The organism is Zhihengliuella sp., assembly GCF_031178195.1.
Classification (GTDB): domain Bacteria; phylum Actinomycetota; class Actinomycetes; order Actinomycetales; family Micrococcaceae; genus Zhihengliuella.
This window is the reverse complement of sequence record NZ_JAPSJL010000001.1, coordinates 300,569-318,852: the sequence shown is the minus strand read 5'-3', so window position 1 is coordinate 318,852 and position 18,284 is coordinate 300,569. Positions and strand designations below refer to the sequence as shown.

The 18,284-nt window shown below is 69.2% G+C and carries 12 protein-coding genes and 1 pseudogene; 11 read left to right on the top strand and 2 right to left on the bottom strand.

The annotated features are described in order from the left end of the window. Positions 1–126: 126 nt before the first annotated feature. Genes eat through RIN46_RS01345 form a run of 5 tightly spaced genes read left to right on the top strand, consistent with a single transcriptional unit; the run spans position 127 to position 5,983 of the window. Positions 127–1,563: an ethanolamine permease gene (gene eat, locus RIN46_RS01365; RefSeq protein WP_309080584.1), complete on the top strand. Its 1,437-nt coding sequence runs from the start codon at positions 127–129 to the stop codon at positions 1,561–1,563. Positions 1,564–1,619: 56 nt separating this feature from the next. Further along, the gene (locus tag RIN46_RS01360) at positions 1,620–2,993 is read left to right on the top strand and encodes a glutamine synthetase family protein (protein ID WP_309080835.1); all 1,374 of its coding nucleotides are present in this window, start codon (positions 1,620–1,622) and stop codon (positions 2,991–2,993) included. After that, positions 2,993–3,763: a gamma-glutamyl-gamma-aminobutyrate hydrolase family protein gene (locus RIN46_RS01355; RefSeq protein WP_309080585.1), complete on the top strand. Its 771-nt coding sequence runs from the start codon at positions 2,993–2,995 to the stop codon at positions 3,761–3,763. The genes RIN46_RS01360 and RIN46_RS01355 overlap by 1 nt, the downstream gene beginning before the upstream one ends. Beyond that, the gene (locus RIN46_RS01350) at positions 3,760–5,136 is read left to right on the top strand and encodes an aldehyde dehydrogenase family protein (protein WP_309080586.1); all 1,377 of its coding nucleotides are present in this window, start codon (positions 3,760–3,762) and stop codon (positions 5,134–5,136) included. The genes RIN46_RS01355 and RIN46_RS01350 overlap by 4 nt, the downstream gene beginning before the upstream one ends. 40 nt (positions 5,137–5,176) lie before the next feature. After that, positions 5,177–5,983, top strand: coding sequence for a 3-oxoacyl-ACP reductase (locus tag RIN46_RS01345; RefSeq protein WP_309080587.1), 807 nt, complete (start codon positions 5,177–5,179; stop codon positions 5,981–5,983). A 104-nt stretch (positions 5,984–6,087) separates the two neighbouring features. Here RIN46_RS01345 and RIN46_RS01340 read toward each other — a convergent pair. Beyond that, positions 6,088–7,098 (bottom strand): annotated as a pseudogene (locus tag RIN46_RS01340) (IS481 family transposase); the annotation flags it as partial. Between the two features lie 441 nt (positions 7,099–7,539). Here RIN46_RS01340 and RIN46_RS14300 point away from each other — a divergent pair. Continuing rightward, positions 7,540–8,091, top strand: coding sequence for a matrixin family metalloprotease (locus RIN46_RS14300; protein ID WP_375164259.1), 552 nt, complete (start codon positions 7,540–7,542; stop codon positions 8,089–8,091). Between the two features lie 599 nt (positions 8,092–8,690). On the opposite strand, the gene RIN46_RS01335 is transcribed toward RIN46_RS14300, so the two are convergent. After that, entirely contained in the window at positions 8,691–10,574 is a 1,884-nt protein-coding gene (locus RIN46_RS01335; RefSeq protein ID WP_309080588.1) for a calcineurin-like phosphoesterase family protein, read from the bottom strand. 400 nt (positions 10,575–10,974) lie between these two features. Between RIN46_RS01335 and RIN46_RS01330 the strand changes: the two genes are divergently transcribed. The 5 genes from RIN46_RS01330 to xdhC all read left to right on the top strand — a co-directional run bounded on the left by RIN46_RS01330 (position 10,975) and on the right by xdhC (position 18,259). Continuing rightward, positions 10,975–11,460, top strand: coding sequence for a nucleoside deaminase (locus RIN46_RS01330; RefSeq protein WP_309080589.1), 486 nt, complete (start codon positions 10,975–10,977; stop codon positions 11,458–11,460). A 13-nt stretch (positions 11,461–11,473) separates the two neighbouring features. Continuing rightward, positions 11,474–12,976 (top strand): NCS2 family permease, encoded by a 1,503-nt coding sequence (locus RIN46_RS01325; protein WP_309080590.1) that lies wholly within the window; start codon positions 11,474–11,476, stop codon positions 12,974–12,976. A 457-nt stretch (positions 12,977–13,433) separates the two neighbouring features. Beyond that, the gene (locus tag RIN46_RS01320) at positions 13,434–14,960 is read left to right on the top strand and encodes an FAD binding domain-containing protein (RefSeq protein ID WP_309080591.1); all 1,527 of its coding nucleotides are present in this window, start codon (positions 13,434–13,436) and stop codon (positions 14,958–14,960) included. A gap of 3 nt (positions 14,961–14,963) precedes the next feature. Further along, positions 14,964–17,453: a xanthine dehydrogenase molybdopterin binding subunit gene (gene xdhB / locus RIN46_RS01315; protein ID WP_309080592.1), complete on the top strand. Its 2,490-nt coding sequence runs from the start codon at positions 14,964–14,966 to the stop codon at positions 17,451–17,453. Then, positions 17,450–18,259, top strand: a complete 810-nt coding sequence (gene xdhC / locus RIN46_RS01310; protein WP_309080593.1) for a xanthine dehydrogenase accessory protein XdhC — start codon at positions 17,450–17,452, stop codon at positions 18,257–18,259. The genes xdhB and xdhC overlap by 4 nt, the downstream gene beginning before the upstream one ends. The last annotated feature ends 25 nt before the right edge of the window (positions 18,260–18,284 follow it).

The window sequence follows — 18,284 nt, the reverse complement described above, 5'->3', positions numbered from 1 at the left end:
TCTTAACGCGCCAAGTCTTGACGCTCGCCGTAACGTGACTCACAGTTGAGGAGATTCAAAGGTCTGAAATCATCCCATTGAGGGTTCGGGCCACGAACACATCCCAACTCGGCAGCGAGGGCGACCATGGCACGTGCACCCCATATCGACTACGACTCGGTGGACCAGGACTATCTCCGGCACCGACAGCTCAGGTCCGGTGCCGCCGGGTGGATCCTGCTCGCGGGCCTCGGAGTCGCCTACGTCATCTCCGGCGACTTCTCCGGCTGGAACCTCGGCCTGGCGGTCGGCGGATGGGGCGGCCTGCTCATCGCCTTCGTGCTCATGGGGGTCATGTACACGTGCATGGTCTTCGGGCTCGCGGAGCTCTCCTCGACGCTCCCGACGGCGGGAGCCGGCTACGGGTTCGCCCGCCGGGCGCTCGGGCCGCTGGGAGGATTCGCCACGGGTGTCGCGGTGCTCATCGAGTACGCGGTGGCGCCCGCCGCGATCGCGACCTTCATCGGCGGCTACATCGAGGCCCTGGGCCTGTTCGGACTGACCAACTCGTGGCCCGTGTACCTGGTGACGTACATCGTCTTCATCGGCATCCACCTCTGGGGCGTCGGCGAGGCGCTCAAGCTGATGTTCGGCATCACCGCCGTCGCCGTCGTCGCCCTGCTCGTCACGGCCATTGCGCTGATCCCGCATTTCGATGCGGCCAACCTCTTCGACATCGTCCCGGACGGGTCCGTGGGATCCAGTGCATTCCTCCCCTTCGGCGTCCCCGGCGTGCTCGCGGCCCTCGTCTTCGGCATCTGGTTCTTCCTCGCGATCGAGGGCGTCCCGCTGGCCGCGGAGGAGACCGCCGATCCCCGCCGGGACATGCCGCGCGGCATCATCTTCGCCATGCTGTTCCTGGTGGTCTCCGGGGCCGCGATGCTGGTCCTGGTCCCGGGCACTGCGGGCGCGAGCGCGATGGGCACCTCCGACTCGCCCCTGCCCGAGGCGCTCCGGGCGGCCTACGGCGAGAACGCACTGGTGGCCGACATCGTCAACTACGCGGGGCTGGCCGGCCTGGTCGCGAGCTTCTTCTCGATCGTCTTCGCCTACTCGCGGCAGCTCTTCGCCCTCTCCCGCGCCGGCTACCTCCCGCGTTTCCTCTCCCTCACGTCCAAACGGCACACCCCGTGGGTCGCCCTGCTCGTCCCCGGGACCGTCGGCTTCGTGCTCGCCGCCGCCACGGGCGACGGCGGCCTGCTCATCAACATCGCCGTCTTCGGCGCCACGGTGTCCTACGTCCTGCTGAACCTGAGCCACATCATGCTGAGGGTCAAGGAGCCGGACCTGGCCCGCGGCTACCGGACGCCCGGAGGCGTCGTCACCACCGGCATCGCCCTCGTGCTCGCCGTCGTGGCCCTGGTCGCCACGTTCGTCCTGGACGCGAAGGCCGCCGGCATCACCGCCGTCGTCTTCCTCGCCGCGATTGCCTACTTCTGGTTCTACAGCCGCCACCGATTGGTCGCCAGCGCCCCCGAGGAGGAGTTCGCGATGCTCGAGGACTCGGAGAAGACGCTCAAATGAACCCCCTGACCGCCGACGAGGCCCATGCCGACGACACCCACCAGGAAAGCAGGACCATGACTTCACATCCGCGCAACGACAGGATGCTCACCGTCGAGCAGCTCCGCGAGGCCGTCCGGAGCGGCGAGATCGACAGCGTGATCGTCGCCTTCACCGACATGCAGGGACGTCTGCAGGGCAAGGTCATCCACGGCCGGTTCTTCCTGGACTCCGCCCTGGAGAGCGGCTCGGAGGCCTGCAACTATCTCCTGGCCGTCGACACCGACATGCGCACGGTCGACGGATACTCGATGACCAGCTGGGACACCGGCTACGGGGACATGGAGTTCGACCTGGACCTCGACACCATCCGCCGGGTGCCCTACCTGGAGCGCACGGCGATGATCCAGTCGGATCTGGACTACACCTCGGGCGGCCGCGTCGCCGTCTCGCCGCGCAGCCTGCTCCGCGCGCAGCAGGAGAAGGCCGCCGAGCTCGGCTACCGGGCGCTCGCCGGCACCGAGCTCGAGTTCATGGTCTACAACACCAGCTACGAGGAGGCCCACGACGGCCACTACCTGAACCTCACGCCGGCAAACCAGTACAACGTGGACTACTCGATCCTCGGTTCCATGCGCGTCGAGCCTCTCCTGCGCGATATCCGCAACACGATGTACGACGCCGGGATGATCGTCGAGTCGGCCAAGGGCGAGTGCAACTTCGGCCAGCACGAGATCGCCTTCCGGTACGACGACGTGGTGACCACCGCGGACAACCACGTCTTCTACAAGCTCTCGGCCAAGCAGATGGCGGCCCAGCGCGGGCAGTCCGTGACCTTCATGGCCAAGCCCAACGAGCGGGACGGGTCCTCCTGCCACATTCACATGTCCCTGCGCGGGCTCGACGGCGGCCTGGCCTTCTGGGACGCCGAGGAGGGACGGCGCACGCCGCTGTACGACCACTTCATCGCCGGCGTGCTCGCCACCATGCGCGAGTTCACCCTCTTCTACGCGCCGAACATCAACTCCTACAAGCGGTTCGCCAAGGGATCCTTCGCCCCCACCGCCGTCGCCTGGGGCCTGGACAACCGCAGCTGCTCCGTCCGCCTCGTCGGGGCCGGGCAGTCCGCCCGCATGGAGAACCGGCTGCCCGGGGCCGACGCCAACCCGTACCTGGCCCTCTCGGCGATGCTCGCCGGCGGGCTCTACGGCATCGAGCACCGCCTGGAGCTGCCGCCCATGGTCGAGGGCAACGCGTACGACTCCGACGCCGAGCACGTCCCGCACACGATGGCCGAGGCCCGCGAGCTCTTCGCCGGTTCGGCCATCGCCCGCGAGGTCTTCGGCCAGGAGGTCGTCGACCACTACACGCACTACGCCGACGTCGAGCTCGAGCAGTTCAACGCCGCCATCACGGACTGGGAGGTCCGCCGGGGATTCGAGCGCCACTGATGGAGCCGACGATTCTGGGAACCGAGACGGGCCGGCCCCGCGTCGCCGGACGGCCGCGGATCGGGCTGACCACCTACTGGCAGCAGGCGTCCTGGGGCGTCTGGACCAGTCCCGCCGCGATCGTGCCGGGCAAGTACGTCACCGGCGTGGTGGCCGCGGGCGGCACCCCGCTGCTGCTGCCGCCGGTCGGCACGGACGAGTCCGTGCTGGACGGGCTGGACGGGCTGATCGTGATCGGCGGCGTCGACGTGGATCCCGCGAACTACGGGGCGGAGCCGCACCCGAGCACCGCCTCGCAGCCGGAGCGGGACGACCACGACATCCGGCTCACCCGTGCCGCGCTGGAGCGCGGGCTGCCCCTGTTCGCGATCTGCCGGGGGGCGCAGATCCTCAACGTCGCCCTCGGCGGCACGCTGTACCAGCATGTGCCGGACCTGCTGCCCGAGTCGCGCTACCAGCCGTCCCCGGGCGTCTTCGGCACGGTCGAGTTCACCACCGCGCCGGGATCGCTCACCGCGGAGCTACTGGGGGAGTCGGCCACCTCGCCCTGCTACCACCACCAGTCGGTGGAGCGGTTGGGCGAGGGGTTGCGGGCCACGGCCTGGGCCCCCGACGGGACCATCGAGGCCGTCGAGTGCCCCGCCGCGCCGGGCTGGGTGCTCGGCGTGCAGTTCCACCCCGAGGAGAACCCCGCCGACGCGAGGCTGTTCGCCGGCTTCATCGAGGCGGCCACCGCCCACCGACACCAACGACAGGAGAGCCACGCATGAGCTCGTTCACCGTCCTCAACCCCGCGACGGGCCGGGGCATCCGCGAGGTCCAGCTGGCCGACGTCGCCGCCACCGACCGGGCGATCGAGCGGGCCGCAGCCGCCTTCGAGACCTGGCGGGCCGTGGCGCCCGCGGACCGCGCCCGCCTCCTGCGCCGTTTCGCCGCCGCGGTGGACGCCGACCTCGAGAACCTCGCGAAGCTGGAGGTTCAGAACGCCGGCCACACGATCGGCAACGCCCGCTGGGAGGCCGGCAATGTACGCGACGTCCTGACCTACTACGCGGCCGCGCCCGAGCGGCACCTGGGGCAGCAGATCCCCGTGGCCGGCGGCGTCGACATCACGTTCCACGAGCCGCTCGGCGTGGTCGGCGTGATCGTCCCCTGGAACTTCCCCATGCCGATCGCCGGCTGGGGGCTCGCCCCCGCGCTGGCCGCCGGGAACACCGTGGTCCTGAAGCCGGCCGAGCTCACACCGCTGACCGCCATCCGCCTCGGCGAGCTCGCGCTGGAGGCGGGAATCCCCGAGGGCGTCCTCACGGTCATCCCCGGCAAGGGCTCCGTGGTGGGGGAGCGGTTCGTCACCCACCCGGCGGTCCGGAAGGTGGTCTTCACCGGTTCCACCGGCGTCGGCAAGCGGATCATGGCCGGCTGCGCGGAGCAAGTCAAACGGGTCACGCTGGAGCTCGGCGGTAAGAGCGCCAACATCGTCTTCGCCGACGCCGACCTGGAGAAGGCCGCCGCCAACGCCCCCGGGGGCGTCTTCGACAACGCCGGGCAGGACTGCTGCGCCCGCTCGCGGATCCTGGTCCAGCGCAGCGCCTACGATCGCTTCCTCGAGCTGCTCGAGCCCGCCGTCAAGGCCTTCCGGGTCGGCGACCCCGGCGACGAGGGCACCGACATGGGTCCGCTCATCTCGGCCGCCCAGCGGGACGCCGTCGCCTCCTACGTGTACGACGGCGAGGGCCGCCTCGGCGCCGAAGTCGCCTTCCAGGGAGAGGCCCCCGAGGGCGGCGGATTCTGGTTCCCGCCCACGGTCCTGACGCCCCGCGATCCCGGGGCGCGCGCCCTGCAGGAGGAGATCTTCGGACCCGTGGTCGCCGTCGTCCCCTTCGACGACGAGGCCGACGCCGTCCGCATCGCCAACGACTCCGCCTTCGGGCTGTCGGGGTCGATCTGGACCTCCGACGTCGGCCGCGCCCTGCGCGTCTCGCGCGGCGTCGAGGCCGGGAACCTCTCGGTCAACTCCCACTCCTCGGTCCGGTACTCCACCCCCTTCGGCGGATTCAAGCAATCGGGACTGGGGCGCGAGCTGGGCCCCGACGCCCTGGACGCCTTCACCGAGGTCAAGAACGTCTTCATCTCCACCGACTAGCCACACCCGACATCCCACACCGGACACCTAGGAGCATCCAGTGACAGAAACCAACGCAGCGCCGTACAACGGGCTGGTCAGCAACCGACTCCAGGGCCGCAGCGCCGTCATCACCGGCGGGGCCTCGGGGATCGGCCTGGCCACGGCCCGGCGACTGGCCCACGAGGGGGCGCAGGTGGTCATCGCCGACATCTGCTCCGACGAGGCGGGCCAGGCCGCGGCCGAGTCGGTCGGCGGCCTGTTCGTGCGCACGGACGTCACGAACGAGGACGACGTCGTCAACGTCTTCAAGGCGACGAAGGAGGCGCACGGGAGCGTCGACATCGCCTTCAACAACGCGGGCATCTCGCCGGCGGACGACGCGTCCATCCTGGAGACCGGCATCGAGGCCTGGCGCCGGGTGCAGGAGGTCAACCTGACCTCCGTGTACTACTGCTGCAAGCACGTCATCCCGTACATGCAGGAGCAGGGCCGGGGATCGATCATCAACACCGCCTCCTTCGTGGCCGTGATGGGGGCCGCCACGTCGCAGATCTCCTACTCGGCGTCCAAGGGCGGCGTCCTGTCGATGAGCCGGGAGCTCGGCGTGGAGTTCGCCCGGCAGGGCATCCGCGTCAACGCGCTCTGCCCCGGCCCGGTGAACACACCCCTGCTCAAGGAGCTCTTCGCCAAGGATCCGGAGCGGGCCGCGCGCCGGCTCGTGCACGTGCCGCTGGGCCGCTTCGCCGAGCCGGACGAGCTCGCCGCAGCCGTCGCCTTCCTGGCCTCGGACGACTCCTCCTTCATCACGGCGAGCCAGTTCCTGGTAGACGGCGGTATCGCCGGGGCCTACGTCACCCCGCTCTGATTGGGCCCGCGTGCCGAGGGGGAGCGGTGGGCTGAACGACGACGGCGGTGCCGGACCATTTCCAGGTCCGGCACCGCCGTCGTTCGCTGTCCGGTGGCGTCGGCGGTGTATGAGGCCATGACGTTGGTGGCACTGGCCCGGAGGCGTGAGACGGGTGGGTGTCCCTTCGCGGCGCTATGGGGTCGATGGTAGTTGAAGTGAATCACCCATGTCTTTAGCGCTTCGGCACATTCGTCCTCTGAGGTCCAGATGCGGGCGTAGAGGAACTCCTCGGCGAGGATCCGGTTGTAGCGTTCGACCTTGCCGTTGTGCCTGGGCGTGTACGCTCGGATCCGCTGATGAGAGGCGGCGGTCGCCAAGACGGATCGTACGAAGTTCTTCGCCGTGTAGTTCGGCCCGTTGTCCGTGACCACCCGCGTGATCCGGGTGATGCCGTGGGTGGCGAAGAACGCCCGGGCCCGATGGAAGAATCCGATCGTGGTCGGAGCCTGCTCGTTGGGCAGGGTCTCGGTGTAGGCCAGACGGGTGAATCCGTCCACCATCGTGTGCAGGTACACGTACCCGCGTCGGGCGCCTTTCTTGGCCTTCGCACGTTCGGCGGCGCGGGCCTGTTCACTGTCTCGGCCGTGGGCGAACCAGCCCCCGCCGTCGGGGATACGGCCGGTCCTCTTCACGTCCAGGTGCACCATGTGCCCGGGGTACCGGGCGGTGATCTTCCGGGAGGTCTTCCTCGAGTTCTCCTCGTCGGGGAGCGGGTGCCGGCGCCGGTTGATGCCGAGGCGGGCGAACCAGCGCCCGACTGTCCGGGGGCTGATGCGGATCCCCTCGCAGCCGAGTTTGAACGCGATCCGGGTCGCGGACCATTTGTGATCACGCCGCAGCGCCTCGATCCGGGCCACGACTTCCGGCGGGGTCTGCGACGGGGAGGCGTGCGGCCTGCTGGAGATCTCCTGCAGGCCGGCGGTCCCGTGCTCGGCGTAGCGGCGGCACCACTTGGTCACGGTGGCCCGGCTGATCATGAACTCGGCCGCGACATGGGCCTTCGGGCGGTGCTGGCAAGCCTCGACGACCTTCAGGCGGGCGACAGGGGTCAGTGCGGCGTTAGAGTGGGACATGAGGGGTAGCTCCTCGCAGGGAATGGTTTCTTCGCGGATATCAATCCTGCCGCGAAGAGCTACCCCTTCTCACGTCCCGGAACTGTCATAACGTCATGACCCACAACATCTAATGGTCATGCCAGACTAAGGGCCATGGCCATATGGTGCAACGGTCGAATTCGGAGCAATCTGTTCTCCGTGACGCTGGCTACTGACTGCGACCGCTGATGAATATGCGCCCCCGAACCTCGCACGATCGAGTGTGCAGGATGACCAACCACGCAGATGGACAGATTCGTCTGCCTACCCGGCCGCTGGCGACCTTTGGTATCAGTTTGGCATCAACCATTGACTTCATCGAAAACATACGCAAGGTTCGCATCTCGAGGCCAATTGAGCGATTGAGGGCTGGAACACTTAATTCGAACGGGGTGGGCCCTCGTGAGCGGAGCGTGGAGGATGCTGATGAGAAAACAAAAATTTCCAATTCGTGCTGTCGCCTCAGTAATTACGATTGCCGCTATCGGGTCTTTTGTGACGGTCGGAGCTGAATCCGCTTCAGCATATGCGCACATTGGGGCCAAGTGGCGATATGCCAGCGTTACTACTCATCCACATCCTGGGCAGTATGGAAGTCATAATAGCGCATGGAATGGCGCTATTGCAGACTGGGATAAGATGAGAGATCTCGCTGTGCGGTACTCAAACTCACCGGCCGCTCAGGTCACGCTCACGACCGCTTATCGGTCGGATGTCTCCTGGGATGGGCTTGCGCAATACCGGTACAGTGGCGGATATTTTTATAACGGCTCTGTAGGAGTTCTAAACTCTAGGTACACTCAATATTACTCTTATGCCAAGGTTCGCGGAGTTGCCGTTCACGAGGTTGGGCACCTTGTCGGCTTGGCGCACGTATCCAATAGGTATGCAGTAATGTACCCCGCCACGAGTGGAAGGATCCATAATACACCACAAGTCGACGACATAAACGGCGTTAACGCGCTCTACTGAGGGTGGGCTGCAATGACGAACATGAAATTTAGAATTCTCGCACTCGCGTTGGCAGCAGGATTGTCTCTCTCGGCTTGTGCGGGAGGCGCGGGTCCGAGTGCGGAACCCACGGCTACGGTGCATCCCCAATTGAGTTACCCTGGGGAATTTGAAACATTAAAGGAATTGAAAGACGCTGCGGATGGAATTGTTGTCGCGGAGGTGCAGTCGACGGAATTCGCCGACCTAGTGGCTGGTAGCGTTCCATTGAGCGACGCGACATTGTCCGTTAGGAAGTGGCTCCATAGCTCGGGCGTGCGACCCGAGTCCGAGGTCATAGTGGTTCGACAGACAGGCGGTGTACACGAGGGCGTGTTGCACGACGTCGAGGAGGATCCGCTGTTTCGCGGTGGGGACTCGGTGCTTCTTTTCCTCGAATGGGTGCCCGAGCACGAGGTCTACATCGTGCTCGGAGGCCCGGCCGGCCGATTCACAGTGAGCGGCGAGAATGTCGCGCCCATGCCGGACTCCCCGATATCGGACGCGGACAGATTCACGACGGTCGACGGCGCGATGGAGGCCCTCTCGCCGTCGTCGGGTGCCCTCGGGGCCGACGAGTGTCAGTCGGCGACCGTGAAGGTCAGCTCCTCGGTGTACTCGCGGCCGTGCACGTCGGTCGCGGTCACGGTGGCCGTGTGCTCGCCGGCGGCCAGATCGGCCGGCAGCTCCAGGCGCCAGAGGTGCATCATGCGGTCCGCGAGCGAGCCGCCGTGGACCAGCTGCTGCTGGACCGCCACCGGGTCGGAGTACTCGGCGCCGACCAGCTGGCCCTCGCCCTCCATCTTCTGCGTGCGCTCGGCGGCCACGGCCTCCCCGCCGTCGATCGAGACCTCGACCTCCGAACCCGTGGAGCCCATCCAGAAGTTAGTGGTCAGCCAAGTGGTACCGGCCAGGTCGTCGCGGGAGACGGCGAGCGGCTCGGCGAACTCCTCGGCCTCGCCCTTGTCAGCCTTGTTCGCCTCGAACCACTCGCGGTAGCGCGGGGTGTTCACACCCAGGTTCATCTGGTCGGAGTTCACGTGGTCCGAGGCGTCCTCGCCGCGGACGGTGAAGCGCTCCGTCACGTCGGTGCCGTCGATGTCCAGCGTCAGCACGCCCGGGCGGCCGCCGTCGCGCTGCACGGCCTCCGGGTAGCCCTCCTCGGTCAGCTGGCCGGAGAACCAGTCGCCGGAGATGGCGCCCGCGGTGATGTGCGTGAACGGCAGCTCGTCGACGCCCATCACGTCCTTCCAGCCCTCGAGCCGGTCGCCGGCGCGCAGGTTCTCGATGCTGTGGGTGTGGCCGCCGAGCGCGATCGCCTCGCGGCCCTCCAGCAGCTCGTAGATCTCCTTGACCTGCGCCACCTGGTGCTTGGAGCTGCCCTGATCGGCGAAGTCCAGCAGCGGGATGTGCGCTGCGAGGACGATCAACTTGTCCTCCGGGGTGTTGGCGATGTCGTTGCGCAGCCACTCGAGCTGGCGCTCGTCCAGCGAGCCGGTGTAATCGCCCTTGCGGGCCGGCTGCTGGGTCGGGAACTCCACCGTGTTCAGTGCGACGACGTGGGCCCGGCCGGCGTCGTACGAGTAGTACTCGGGGCCGAGGTTCGCGCGGAAGGTGTCGAACGTGTGCGCGGAGTCGGTCGCGTCGAAGTCCAGATCGTGGTTGCCGGGCAGGAAGCGCGCCGGCCCGTTGAGCATGCCGGCGAGCTCGCGCGTCTGCGGGTAGAGGGAGAGGTCATCGCCCACCACGTCGCCGATGAAAAGGGCGCCGCAGCCCTCGTAGTCCGTCCGCTCGGCGAGGTCCGCGAATGCGCCGTTCTTCGCGTACTCGACCTCCTCCTGCGTGTAGGTCTGCACATCGCCGCCGATCAGGCAGTGCTGCTCCTTGGACTTGGTGGTCTTGGACTTCGCCAGCGGGAAGTTCACGGCCTCGGGCAGCGCCCCGGTGGCGTCGATGCCGCCGAACTTCAGCTCCGGCGAGCCCTCGGGCAGGTGGTTGTAGGAGAACTGGGCGACGTTGTCGGCGTCGACCGGCACCTGCCAGCCCGCCGGCTGGGTGACGAACACCGTCATGTTCTCGAAGGCCGGCAGCGAATAGGCACCCCGGGCGTCGGTGGTGACGACGTCGCGCCCGTTGGAGACGGTGACGCCCTTGATGCCGCGCTCGTTGTTGTCCTGCGTGGAGTCGCGGTCCCTGTCGTCGAACACGACGCCCTCGAGGGTCTCGTCGGCGTCGCCGGAGCCGGGGACGACCTCGACGTCGCCGCGGTAGGCCTCCTCGGCCCACTCGCCGGGGGCGGAGGCGGCGGGTGCCGACGGCGCGGGGGTAGCGGTCGCGGCGGCGCCGCCGGCCGTGGCGGCGAGCAGGGCGACGGCGCCGGCCGCCAGGGTGCCCGTGGCGGCACGGGTGATGCTGGTCGAGCGGTGGCGTTCGGGTCGATGGTTCGTGCGGAAGGTCGAGTTCACGTGTGGTCCTCCGTAGAAGCGGTCGGATGTCCCCCAACGTCTCCCCACGGTGTCCGGCGGCCGTTAACGGAGGGTCACGCCGGGCCGACGCGTCGTCGGCCTTCCTGTGAATTCGACCGGCCGCGCACCGCAGCGGAGGCGAACCCTCCGGTGGCGGGAGCCGCGCCGCCGACGCTGCTCGCTACCGCTAGGCAAGAAGATTTTTCCAAAAAGTGTGGCGCAGATCACAGAAGCTTGGTACGGTCGGTGACTGTCTATGGCGGGCACCCGCGGGTCGGGTCGCTATCTACCGGGCGTTAGGTCAATCCGTTTCCAGCCGACCGGCTGCACCGGGACTCGAGCGACCGTAGGGGTCGATCGGCTCTGCGACTGGTCCGGCGAGTATTCCAGGAGCCTCACAATGGACGTCCCCACCACCGGCCGCGACTACCTGTCGATGGCCATCGAGATCGCCACCACCAATGTCCTCAACGCGGGTGGGCCCTTCGGCGCCCTCGTCGTCGCCCCCGACGGCAGGACGTTCGAGGGGGTCAACCGGGTCACCGCCAGCAACGACCCCACGGCGCACGCCGAGGTCGTCGCGATCCGCGCGGCCGCCAGCGGGCTGGGCACCTTCGACCTGAGCGGCTGCACGCTCTACTCCAGCTGCGAACCCTGCCCCATGTGCCTGGCCTCGGCGCTGTGGGCCCGGATCGAGCGCGTGGTGTTCGCCGCCGACCGCCACGACGCCGCCCACGCGGGATTCGACGACGCCGTCTTCTACGACTACTTCGCCCAGGACGCCGACCGTGCGCTCATGCCGGTGGTCCGTGAGGTTCCCGGTGCCGAGGCGCACCTGAGGCCGTTCCGCGCCTGGGGCGAACTCGAGACCCGAGTGGACTACTAGGGAGGGCGGCCCCATGACGACGACCCAGCCCTCGAGGGCGACGCCCGGCCCCACGGGTACTCCCGCACCGGCCCCGGCGGCGCCCGGGCCGGCCCGGCTGCTGGACAGCTACTTCAGGATCAGCGAACGCGGATCGACGCTGTCCCGGGAGTTCCGTGGCGGCCTGGTCACGTTCTTCACCATGGCCTACATCGTCATCCTGAACCCGCTCATCCTCGGTGGGTTCAGCGCCGAGGCCGCGCCGGTCGACGTTGCCGGGGGCTGGCTCCCCGCCGCGCAGGTCGGCGCCATGACCGGCCTCACCGCGGGTGCGCTGACCATCCTGTTCGGCCTCGTCGCGAACCTGCCCTTCGGGCTCGCGGCCGGCCTGGGCATCAACTCGTTCCTGGCCGTGTCCGTGATCCAGGACGTGACCTGGCCGGAGGCCATGGGACTGGTGGTCATCAACGGCGTGCTGATCGTGATCTTCGGACTGACCGGCATCCGGACGGCCATCTTCAAAGCCATCCCCCAGGACCTCAAGGCCGCCATCACCGTCGGCATCGGCCTGTTCATCACGTTCATCGGCTTCGTCGACTCCGGCTTCGTGACGCGGACCGTGGGCGGGCCGCCGGTCCAGCTGGGCGACAGCGGGTCGATCGTGTCCGTCCCGACCCTGGTATTCGTGGTCGGGCTGCTGATCATGGGCGCCCTCGTGGCGCGCGGCGTCCAGGGCGGCATCCTCATCGGGATCGTCGCCACCACCGTGCTGGCGGCGATCGTCGAGGCCGTGCTCCGCCTCGGTCCGATGTCCGCCGGGAACGAGCACGGGTGGCATCTGAACACGCCGGTCCTCTCAGGGCAGATCGTCTCCGTGCCGGACCTGAGCCTGGCCGGAGAGTTCGACCTCTTCGGGGCCTTCTCCCGGATCGGAGTCCTCGCCGGGACGATGCTCGTCTTCACGCTCGTGTTCACGAACTTCTTCGACGCCATGGGCACCATGACCGGTCTGGCCCGGAATGCCGGCCTGGCTCGCAAGGACGGAACGTTCCCCCGGTTGAAGGCGGCGTTCGTCGTCGAGGGCCTCGGGGCCGTCGGCGGCGGCATGGGCTCATCGTCCTCGAACACCGTCTACGTGGACTCGGCCGCGGGCATCGGTGAGGGCGCGCGCACCGGGCTCGCCGCCGTCGTCACCGGAGTCCTGTTCCTGGGGTCGATGTTCTTCACGCCGCTGACCTCGGTGGTGCCGATCGAGGTCGCGGCCGCCGCCCTCGTCCTGGTGGGCACGCTCATGTGCACGCAGATCCGCGAGATCAACTTCAAGCGGTTCTCCTCGGCACTCCCGGCCTTCCTGACGCTGATCACCATGCCGCTGACGTACTCGATCGCCAACGGCATCGGCGTCGGGTTCATCGCGTGGGTGGTCGTCAACACCGCGGCCGGCCGCTACCGGAAGATCCACCCCCTGATGTGGATCGTCGCCGCGGGGTTCCTGGTGTACTTCGCGCGGGGGCCGATCACCGCGCTCCTCGGGTAGCCGCCAACCCCGGTCCGCTCCCGGGCGGCCCGATGTGATGCTTGACATACCTCGCCCGGATGGTCAGAATTTCGAGAGAGTGAAGAATATTTCCATGATTCGGAATAGCTGGAGGATGATCATGGGTGGATGCGGTGCCTGGGGAGCCGGGCAGATCGCCCACGGCGACTGACCCCCGCGGTGCTGTGCCGCCGACCCTGCGGGGCGGCCGGTCGCGGCCGCGATGCCCTCCTGCCCGTACGGCCCTGTCCGCATGGTCCTGTTGCGAAGGACCTGAGTGCAATTCAGGACCCAGCGCAGTTCAGGACCCCCGGCGCCGTTCCGCGGCACGCGGCCTCAGGCGGGCTCACGACCGCGGAAGCACCCCGCCTCGGGCCGTCCCCGATGGCCCGTTCCCTTTTTCACCCATTTCTTTCTGACAGAGCGCCTCACTGCCGAGGCGTCGGAGGTAGGCGGCATGACCGCGGAGACAATTCAAGCAGCACGGTGCTTCGTCACTGTCAACGGGACCGTCCGGGAGTTCGACGGACCCACCCACACCAACGCCCTCGACTTCCTGCGCGAAGAGGGCCTCATCGGCTGCAAGGAGGGCTGCGCCGAGGGCGAGTGCGGCGCCTGCGCGATCCTCGTGGCCCGCGACGACGGCGAGGGCACCCGCTGGACGGCGCTGAACGCGTGCCTGCTCCCCGCCGCCGCGCTCGACGGCCAGGAGGTCCTCACGTCCGAGGGGCTGGGGACCCGCGAGGACCTGCACCCGGTCCAACGGGAGATGGCGCGCAGCGGCGGATCGCAGTGCGGCTACTGCACGCCGGGCTTCGTCTGTAGCATGGCCTCGGAGTACTACCGGCCCGAGCGCGCCGCCGTCGCACCCGCGCCGGACGCGGCCTCCGGACCGGTAGCCGCGGCCGACGCAGACCGGGACGGCCACGAGTGCGGTCCGAACGGATTCGATCTCCACGCGCTGTCCGGGAACCTGTGCCGGTGCACCGGCTACCGCCCGATCCGCGACGCCGCCTTCGCCCTGGGGACGCCGGACGAGGACGATCCGTTCGCCGCCCGGCTCGCCCGCCCCGCACCGGCACCAGCGGCCACCGACCTGCACCGAGCGGACACGCCGTCGGGGGAGACGGGCCGCTACCGTCGGCCCGCCACGCTCGCCGAGGCCCTGGGCATCCTGGCGGAGGAGCAGGACGCCGTCGTCGTCGCCGGCGGCACCGATTGGGGCGTCGACGTCAATCTGAAGGGAGCCCGCGCCCGCTCCGTGGTCGCCATCGACCGGCTCGCCGAACTGCGCCGGATCGATGTCTCCAACGGCGCGGTCGAGTTCGGGGCGGCCTGCACGCTCAGCGAGCTCGAGCGGGAGCTCGCCGGCAGCATCCCCCTGCTGGGCAAGCTGTTCCCGCAGTTCGCCTCCCGTCTCATCCGGAACGGCGCGACGATCGGCGGCAATCTCGGCACGGGATCGCCCATCGGCGACACCCCGCCGGCACTCCTGGCGCTGGAGGCCGAGCTGGTGCTCGTGTCCTCCGGGGGCCGCCGGACCGTCCCGCTGGCGGACTACTTCACCGGCTACCGCCAGACGGTGCGGGCCACCGACGAGCTGATCGCCGCGATCCGCATCCCGCGGCCCCTGGCGCCACTGACCTCCTTCCAGAAGATCTCGAAGCGCCGCTTCGACGACATCTCCAGCGTCGCGATCGGCTACGCCGTGACCGTGGACGACGGCGTGGTCGTCAAGGCGCGCATCGGCCTGGGCGGCGTCGCCGCGACGCCGCTGCGGGCCCGCGCCACGGAGGCGGCCCTCGAGGGCCGGCCCTGGACGTTGGAGACCATCCGCGCCGCCGCACCCGTCCTGGGCGCCGAGGGCACCCCGCTCGACGACCACCGTGCCAGCGCGGCCTACCGCAGGGCCATGCTCGAGTCCTCGCTCGAGCGGTTCTTCGCCGAGCAGCTGGCCACCACCCGGCCCCGGAAGGGGGAGTAACCCATGAGCGACCTGTCCCAGCGCCCCACCGGCTCCATCGTCGGGGAGAGCCATCCGCACGAGTCCGCCGTCGAACACGTCACCGGCACGGCCCTCTACACCGACGACCTCGTCCACCGCATGGTCGGGGTCCTGCACGCCTACCCGGTGCAGTCGACCCACGCCCACGCACGCATCCTGCGGCTCGACCCGGCACCCGCCGCCGACGTGCCCGGCGTCGTGCGGGTCATCACCGCCGAGGACATCCCCGGCGTCAACGACCAGGGAGCGAAGCACGACGAGCCGATGCTTCCCGTCGAGGAGGTCATGTTCTACGGCCAGCCGCTCGCCTGGGTCCTCGGCGAGGACCTCGAGGCCGCGAAGGCCGGCGCCGCCGCCGTCGTGGTGGACTACGAGCCCCTCCCGTCCCTGGTCACCATCCGGGACGCGATCGAGGCCGGGAGCTACCACGGCATCCGGCCGGAGATCGACAAGGGCGACGTCGGTGCGGCGTTCTCCGATGCGCCGCATGTGTTCGAGGGCGAGTTCGAGTTCGCCGGGCAGGAGCACTTCTACCTGGAGACCCAGAACTCCCTGGCCTCCGTGGACGAGGGCGGGCAGATCATGATCAACTGCTCCACCCAGCACCCCACCGAGACCCAGGACATCGTCTCCCACGTGCTCGACGTCCCCGCCCACCAGGTGACCGTGCAGGTGCTGCGCATGGGCGGCGGGTTCGGCGGCAAGGAGATGCAGCCGCACGGGTACGCGGCCGTCGCGGCCCTCGGCGCCGTGCTCACGGGCCGGCCCGTGCGCGTCCGCCTGAACCGCACGCTGGACATGACCATGACCGGCAAGCGGCACGGCTTCCACTCCTCCTGGCGGATCGGGTTCGACGACGACGGGCGCATCCTCGCGCTCGACGCGACGCTCACCGCCGACGGGGGCTGGAGCCTCGATCTGTCAGAACCGGTGCTGACCCGCGCCCTGTGCCACATCGACAACGGGTACTGGGTGCCGAACATCCGCGTGCACGGGCGGATCGCCAAGTGCCACAAGACCTCCCAGACGGCGTTCCGCGGCTTCGGCGGACCCCAGGGCATGCTCGTCATGGAGGACATCCTCGGCCGGGTGGCCCCGCGGCTGGGTCTCAGCCCCCGGGAGCTGCGCCGCCGCAACTTCTACGTGGAGGGGCAGGACACCCCCTACTACCAGCCGGTGCGCCACCCGGACCGGCTGGCGGCCGCGTGGGAGCAGGTCCTCGCGACCGGGGACGTGGGGCGCCGCGAGGCGGAGATCGCCGCGTTCAACGCCTCCCACGAGCACCGGAAGCGCGCGCTGGCACTGACGCCCGTGAAGTTCGGCATCTCCTTCAATCTCACCGCGTTCAACCAGGCCGGCGCGCTGGTGCTCGTCTACAAGGACGGGTCCGTGCTGGTCAATCATGGCGGGACGGAGATGGGCCAGGGGCTGCACACCAAGATGCTGCAGGTCGCGGCCACCACCCTCGGGGTGCCGCTGCCGACCGTCCGGCTGGCGCCCACGCGCACGGACAAGGTCCCCAACACCTCCGCGACGGCCGCCAGCTCCGGCAGCGACCTCAACGGCGGGGCCGTGAAGGACGCCTGCGAGCAGATCCGGGGACGGCTGGCCCAGGTGGCGGCGACCCGGCTCGGCGTCCCCGCCCACGAGATCCGCTTCCACCGCGGCGTCGTCAGCGGTCTGAGCACCCGGGAGACCCTGGAGTGGGCCGACCTGGTGCGCACGGCGTACTTCCAGCGCGTCCAGCTCTCCGCGGCCGGCTTCTACCGGACGGAGGGGCTGCACTGGGACCTAAGCATTATGAAGGGCGAACCCTTCAAGTACTTCTCCTACGGGGTCGCGGCCAGCGAGGTCGAGGTCGACCGGTTCGACGGGTCCTACACGCTCCGCCGGGTCGACGTCGTCCATGACGTCGGCGACTCGCTCTCTCCGCTGATCGACCTGGGGCAGATCGAGGGCGGCTTCGTCCAGGGCGCCGGCTGGATGACGCTCGAGGACCTCCGCTGGGACACGAGCGACCGCCCCACCCGGGGCCGTCTCGCCACGCAGGCGGCGAGTACCTACAAGATTCCGAGCTTCTCCGAGATGCCGGAGGTCTTCAACGTGTCGCTGTTGGAGAAGGCGCATGAGGAGGGCGTCGTCTACGGCTCCAAGGCCGTGGGCGAGCCACCGCTGATGCTTGCGTTCTCCGTCCGGGAGGCCCTCCGCCAGGCTGTCGCCGAGTTCGGCGCGCCGGGACGCTCCGTGGAGCTGGCCTCGCCGGCGACGCCGGAGGCGGTCTTCTGGGCGATCCAGAGCGTGCGCGGCGGCGCGGAGAGGCCCGCGGAGGAGAGCCCCATGGGGGCGCAGGCCCCGGAGGGCACGACGCCGAGTCCGACGGCGACGGCGCACGGGGCCTCCGCACCGTCGTCGCCCGAGGCGCAGGCTCCGGGTGCGCCGGATCCGCAGAGGGCAGCGGCGTCGATGCCATGACCTGGATCGATGCGGCCGCCGACCTCCGCCGCAGCCGGCGGCCAGCCGTCCTCGTGACGCTGGCCGCCGTCCGCGGCCACGCCCCGCGCGAGGCGGGGGCCAAGATGATCGTCACCGCCGATGCGGTCCTCGAGACCATTGGGGGCGGCAATCTGGAGATGACGGCCGTGATCCGGGCGCGGGAGATGCTGGCGGACCCCGCGGCCGGCCCCGAGTTGTTGACGCTGCGGCTGAACGACAAGGCCCCGGCGAAGTACGGGCGCCAGTGCTGCGGAGGAGAGGTGACGGTCCTGCTGGAACCGCTGCGCGTCCCCACGACCATCGCGATCTTCGGGTTGGGGAATGTCGGCCTCGAACTCGCCCGCATCCTCTCCCGCCAGGACCTCGAGCTGCACCTGAGCGACTCGCGCCCCGAGCAGCTCGAGGGACTGGACGTCCTCGAGCCGTCGGTGGCCCGGATCCACCCGGAACCGGCCGTGATGGGCGAGGAGGTGATCGGCCGGCTGCCCGAGGGCGCCCACGTGCTCATCATGACCCACGACCACGCCGAGGACCTGCACCTGTGCGATGCGGCGCTGCGGCACCCCGGCCTCGCCTCGATCGGCCTCATCGGCTCCGACGCCAAGTGGACGCGCTTCAAGGCGAACCTGACCGCGATGGGCCACGAGGAGGGCGCAGTCGAGGGGATCGACTGTCCGATCGGGTTGCCCGGGGTGCCGGGCAAGCTCCCGGCGACGATCGCCGTGAGCGTCGCCGCCGACCTCCTGACCCGGATCGCCGTCGGAGGCGGCACGACGCCGGCGTGAGCCCGGTGGCAGCCGTGCCCCGCGC

Coding starts and splice junctions, on each gene's coding strand:
- xdhB (WP_309080592.1), top strand. CDS start 14,964: ATGAGCGACCTGTCCCAGCGCCCCACCGGCTCCATCGTCGGGGAGAGC.
- RIN46_RS01330 (WP_309080589.1), top strand. CDS start 10,975: ATGGACGTCCCCACCACCGGCCGCGACTACCTGTCGATGGCCATCGAG.
- RIN46_RS01320 (WP_309080591.1), top strand. CDS start 13,434: ATGACCGCGGAGACAATTCAAGCAGCACGGTGCTTCGTCACTGTCAAC.
- RIN46_RS01325 (WP_309080590.1), top strand. CDS start 11,474: ATGACGACGACCCAGCCCTCGAGGGCGACGCCCGGCCCCACGGGTACT.
- RIN46_RS01350 (WP_309080586.1), top strand. CDS start 3,760: ATGAGCTCGTTCACCGTCCTCAACCCCGCGACGGGCCGGGGCATCCGC.
- xdhC (WP_309080593.1), top strand. CDS start 17,450: ATGACCTGGATCGATGCGGCCGCCGACCTCCGCCGCAGCCGGCGGCCA.
- RIN46_RS01355 (WP_309080585.1), top strand. CDS start 2,993: ATGGAGCCGACGATTCTGGGAACCGAGACGGGCCGGCCCCGCGTCGCC.
- RIN46_RS01360 (WP_309080835.1), top strand. CDS start 1,620: ATGACTTCACATCCGCGCAACGACAGGATGCTCACCGTCGAGCAGCTC.
- RIN46_RS14300 (WP_375164259.1), top strand. CDS start 7,540: ATGCTGATGAGAAAACAAAAATTTCCAATTCGTGCTGTCGCCTCAGTA.
- eat (WP_309080584.1), top strand. CDS start 127: ATGGCACGTGCACCCCATATCGACTACGACTCGGTGGACCAGGACTAT.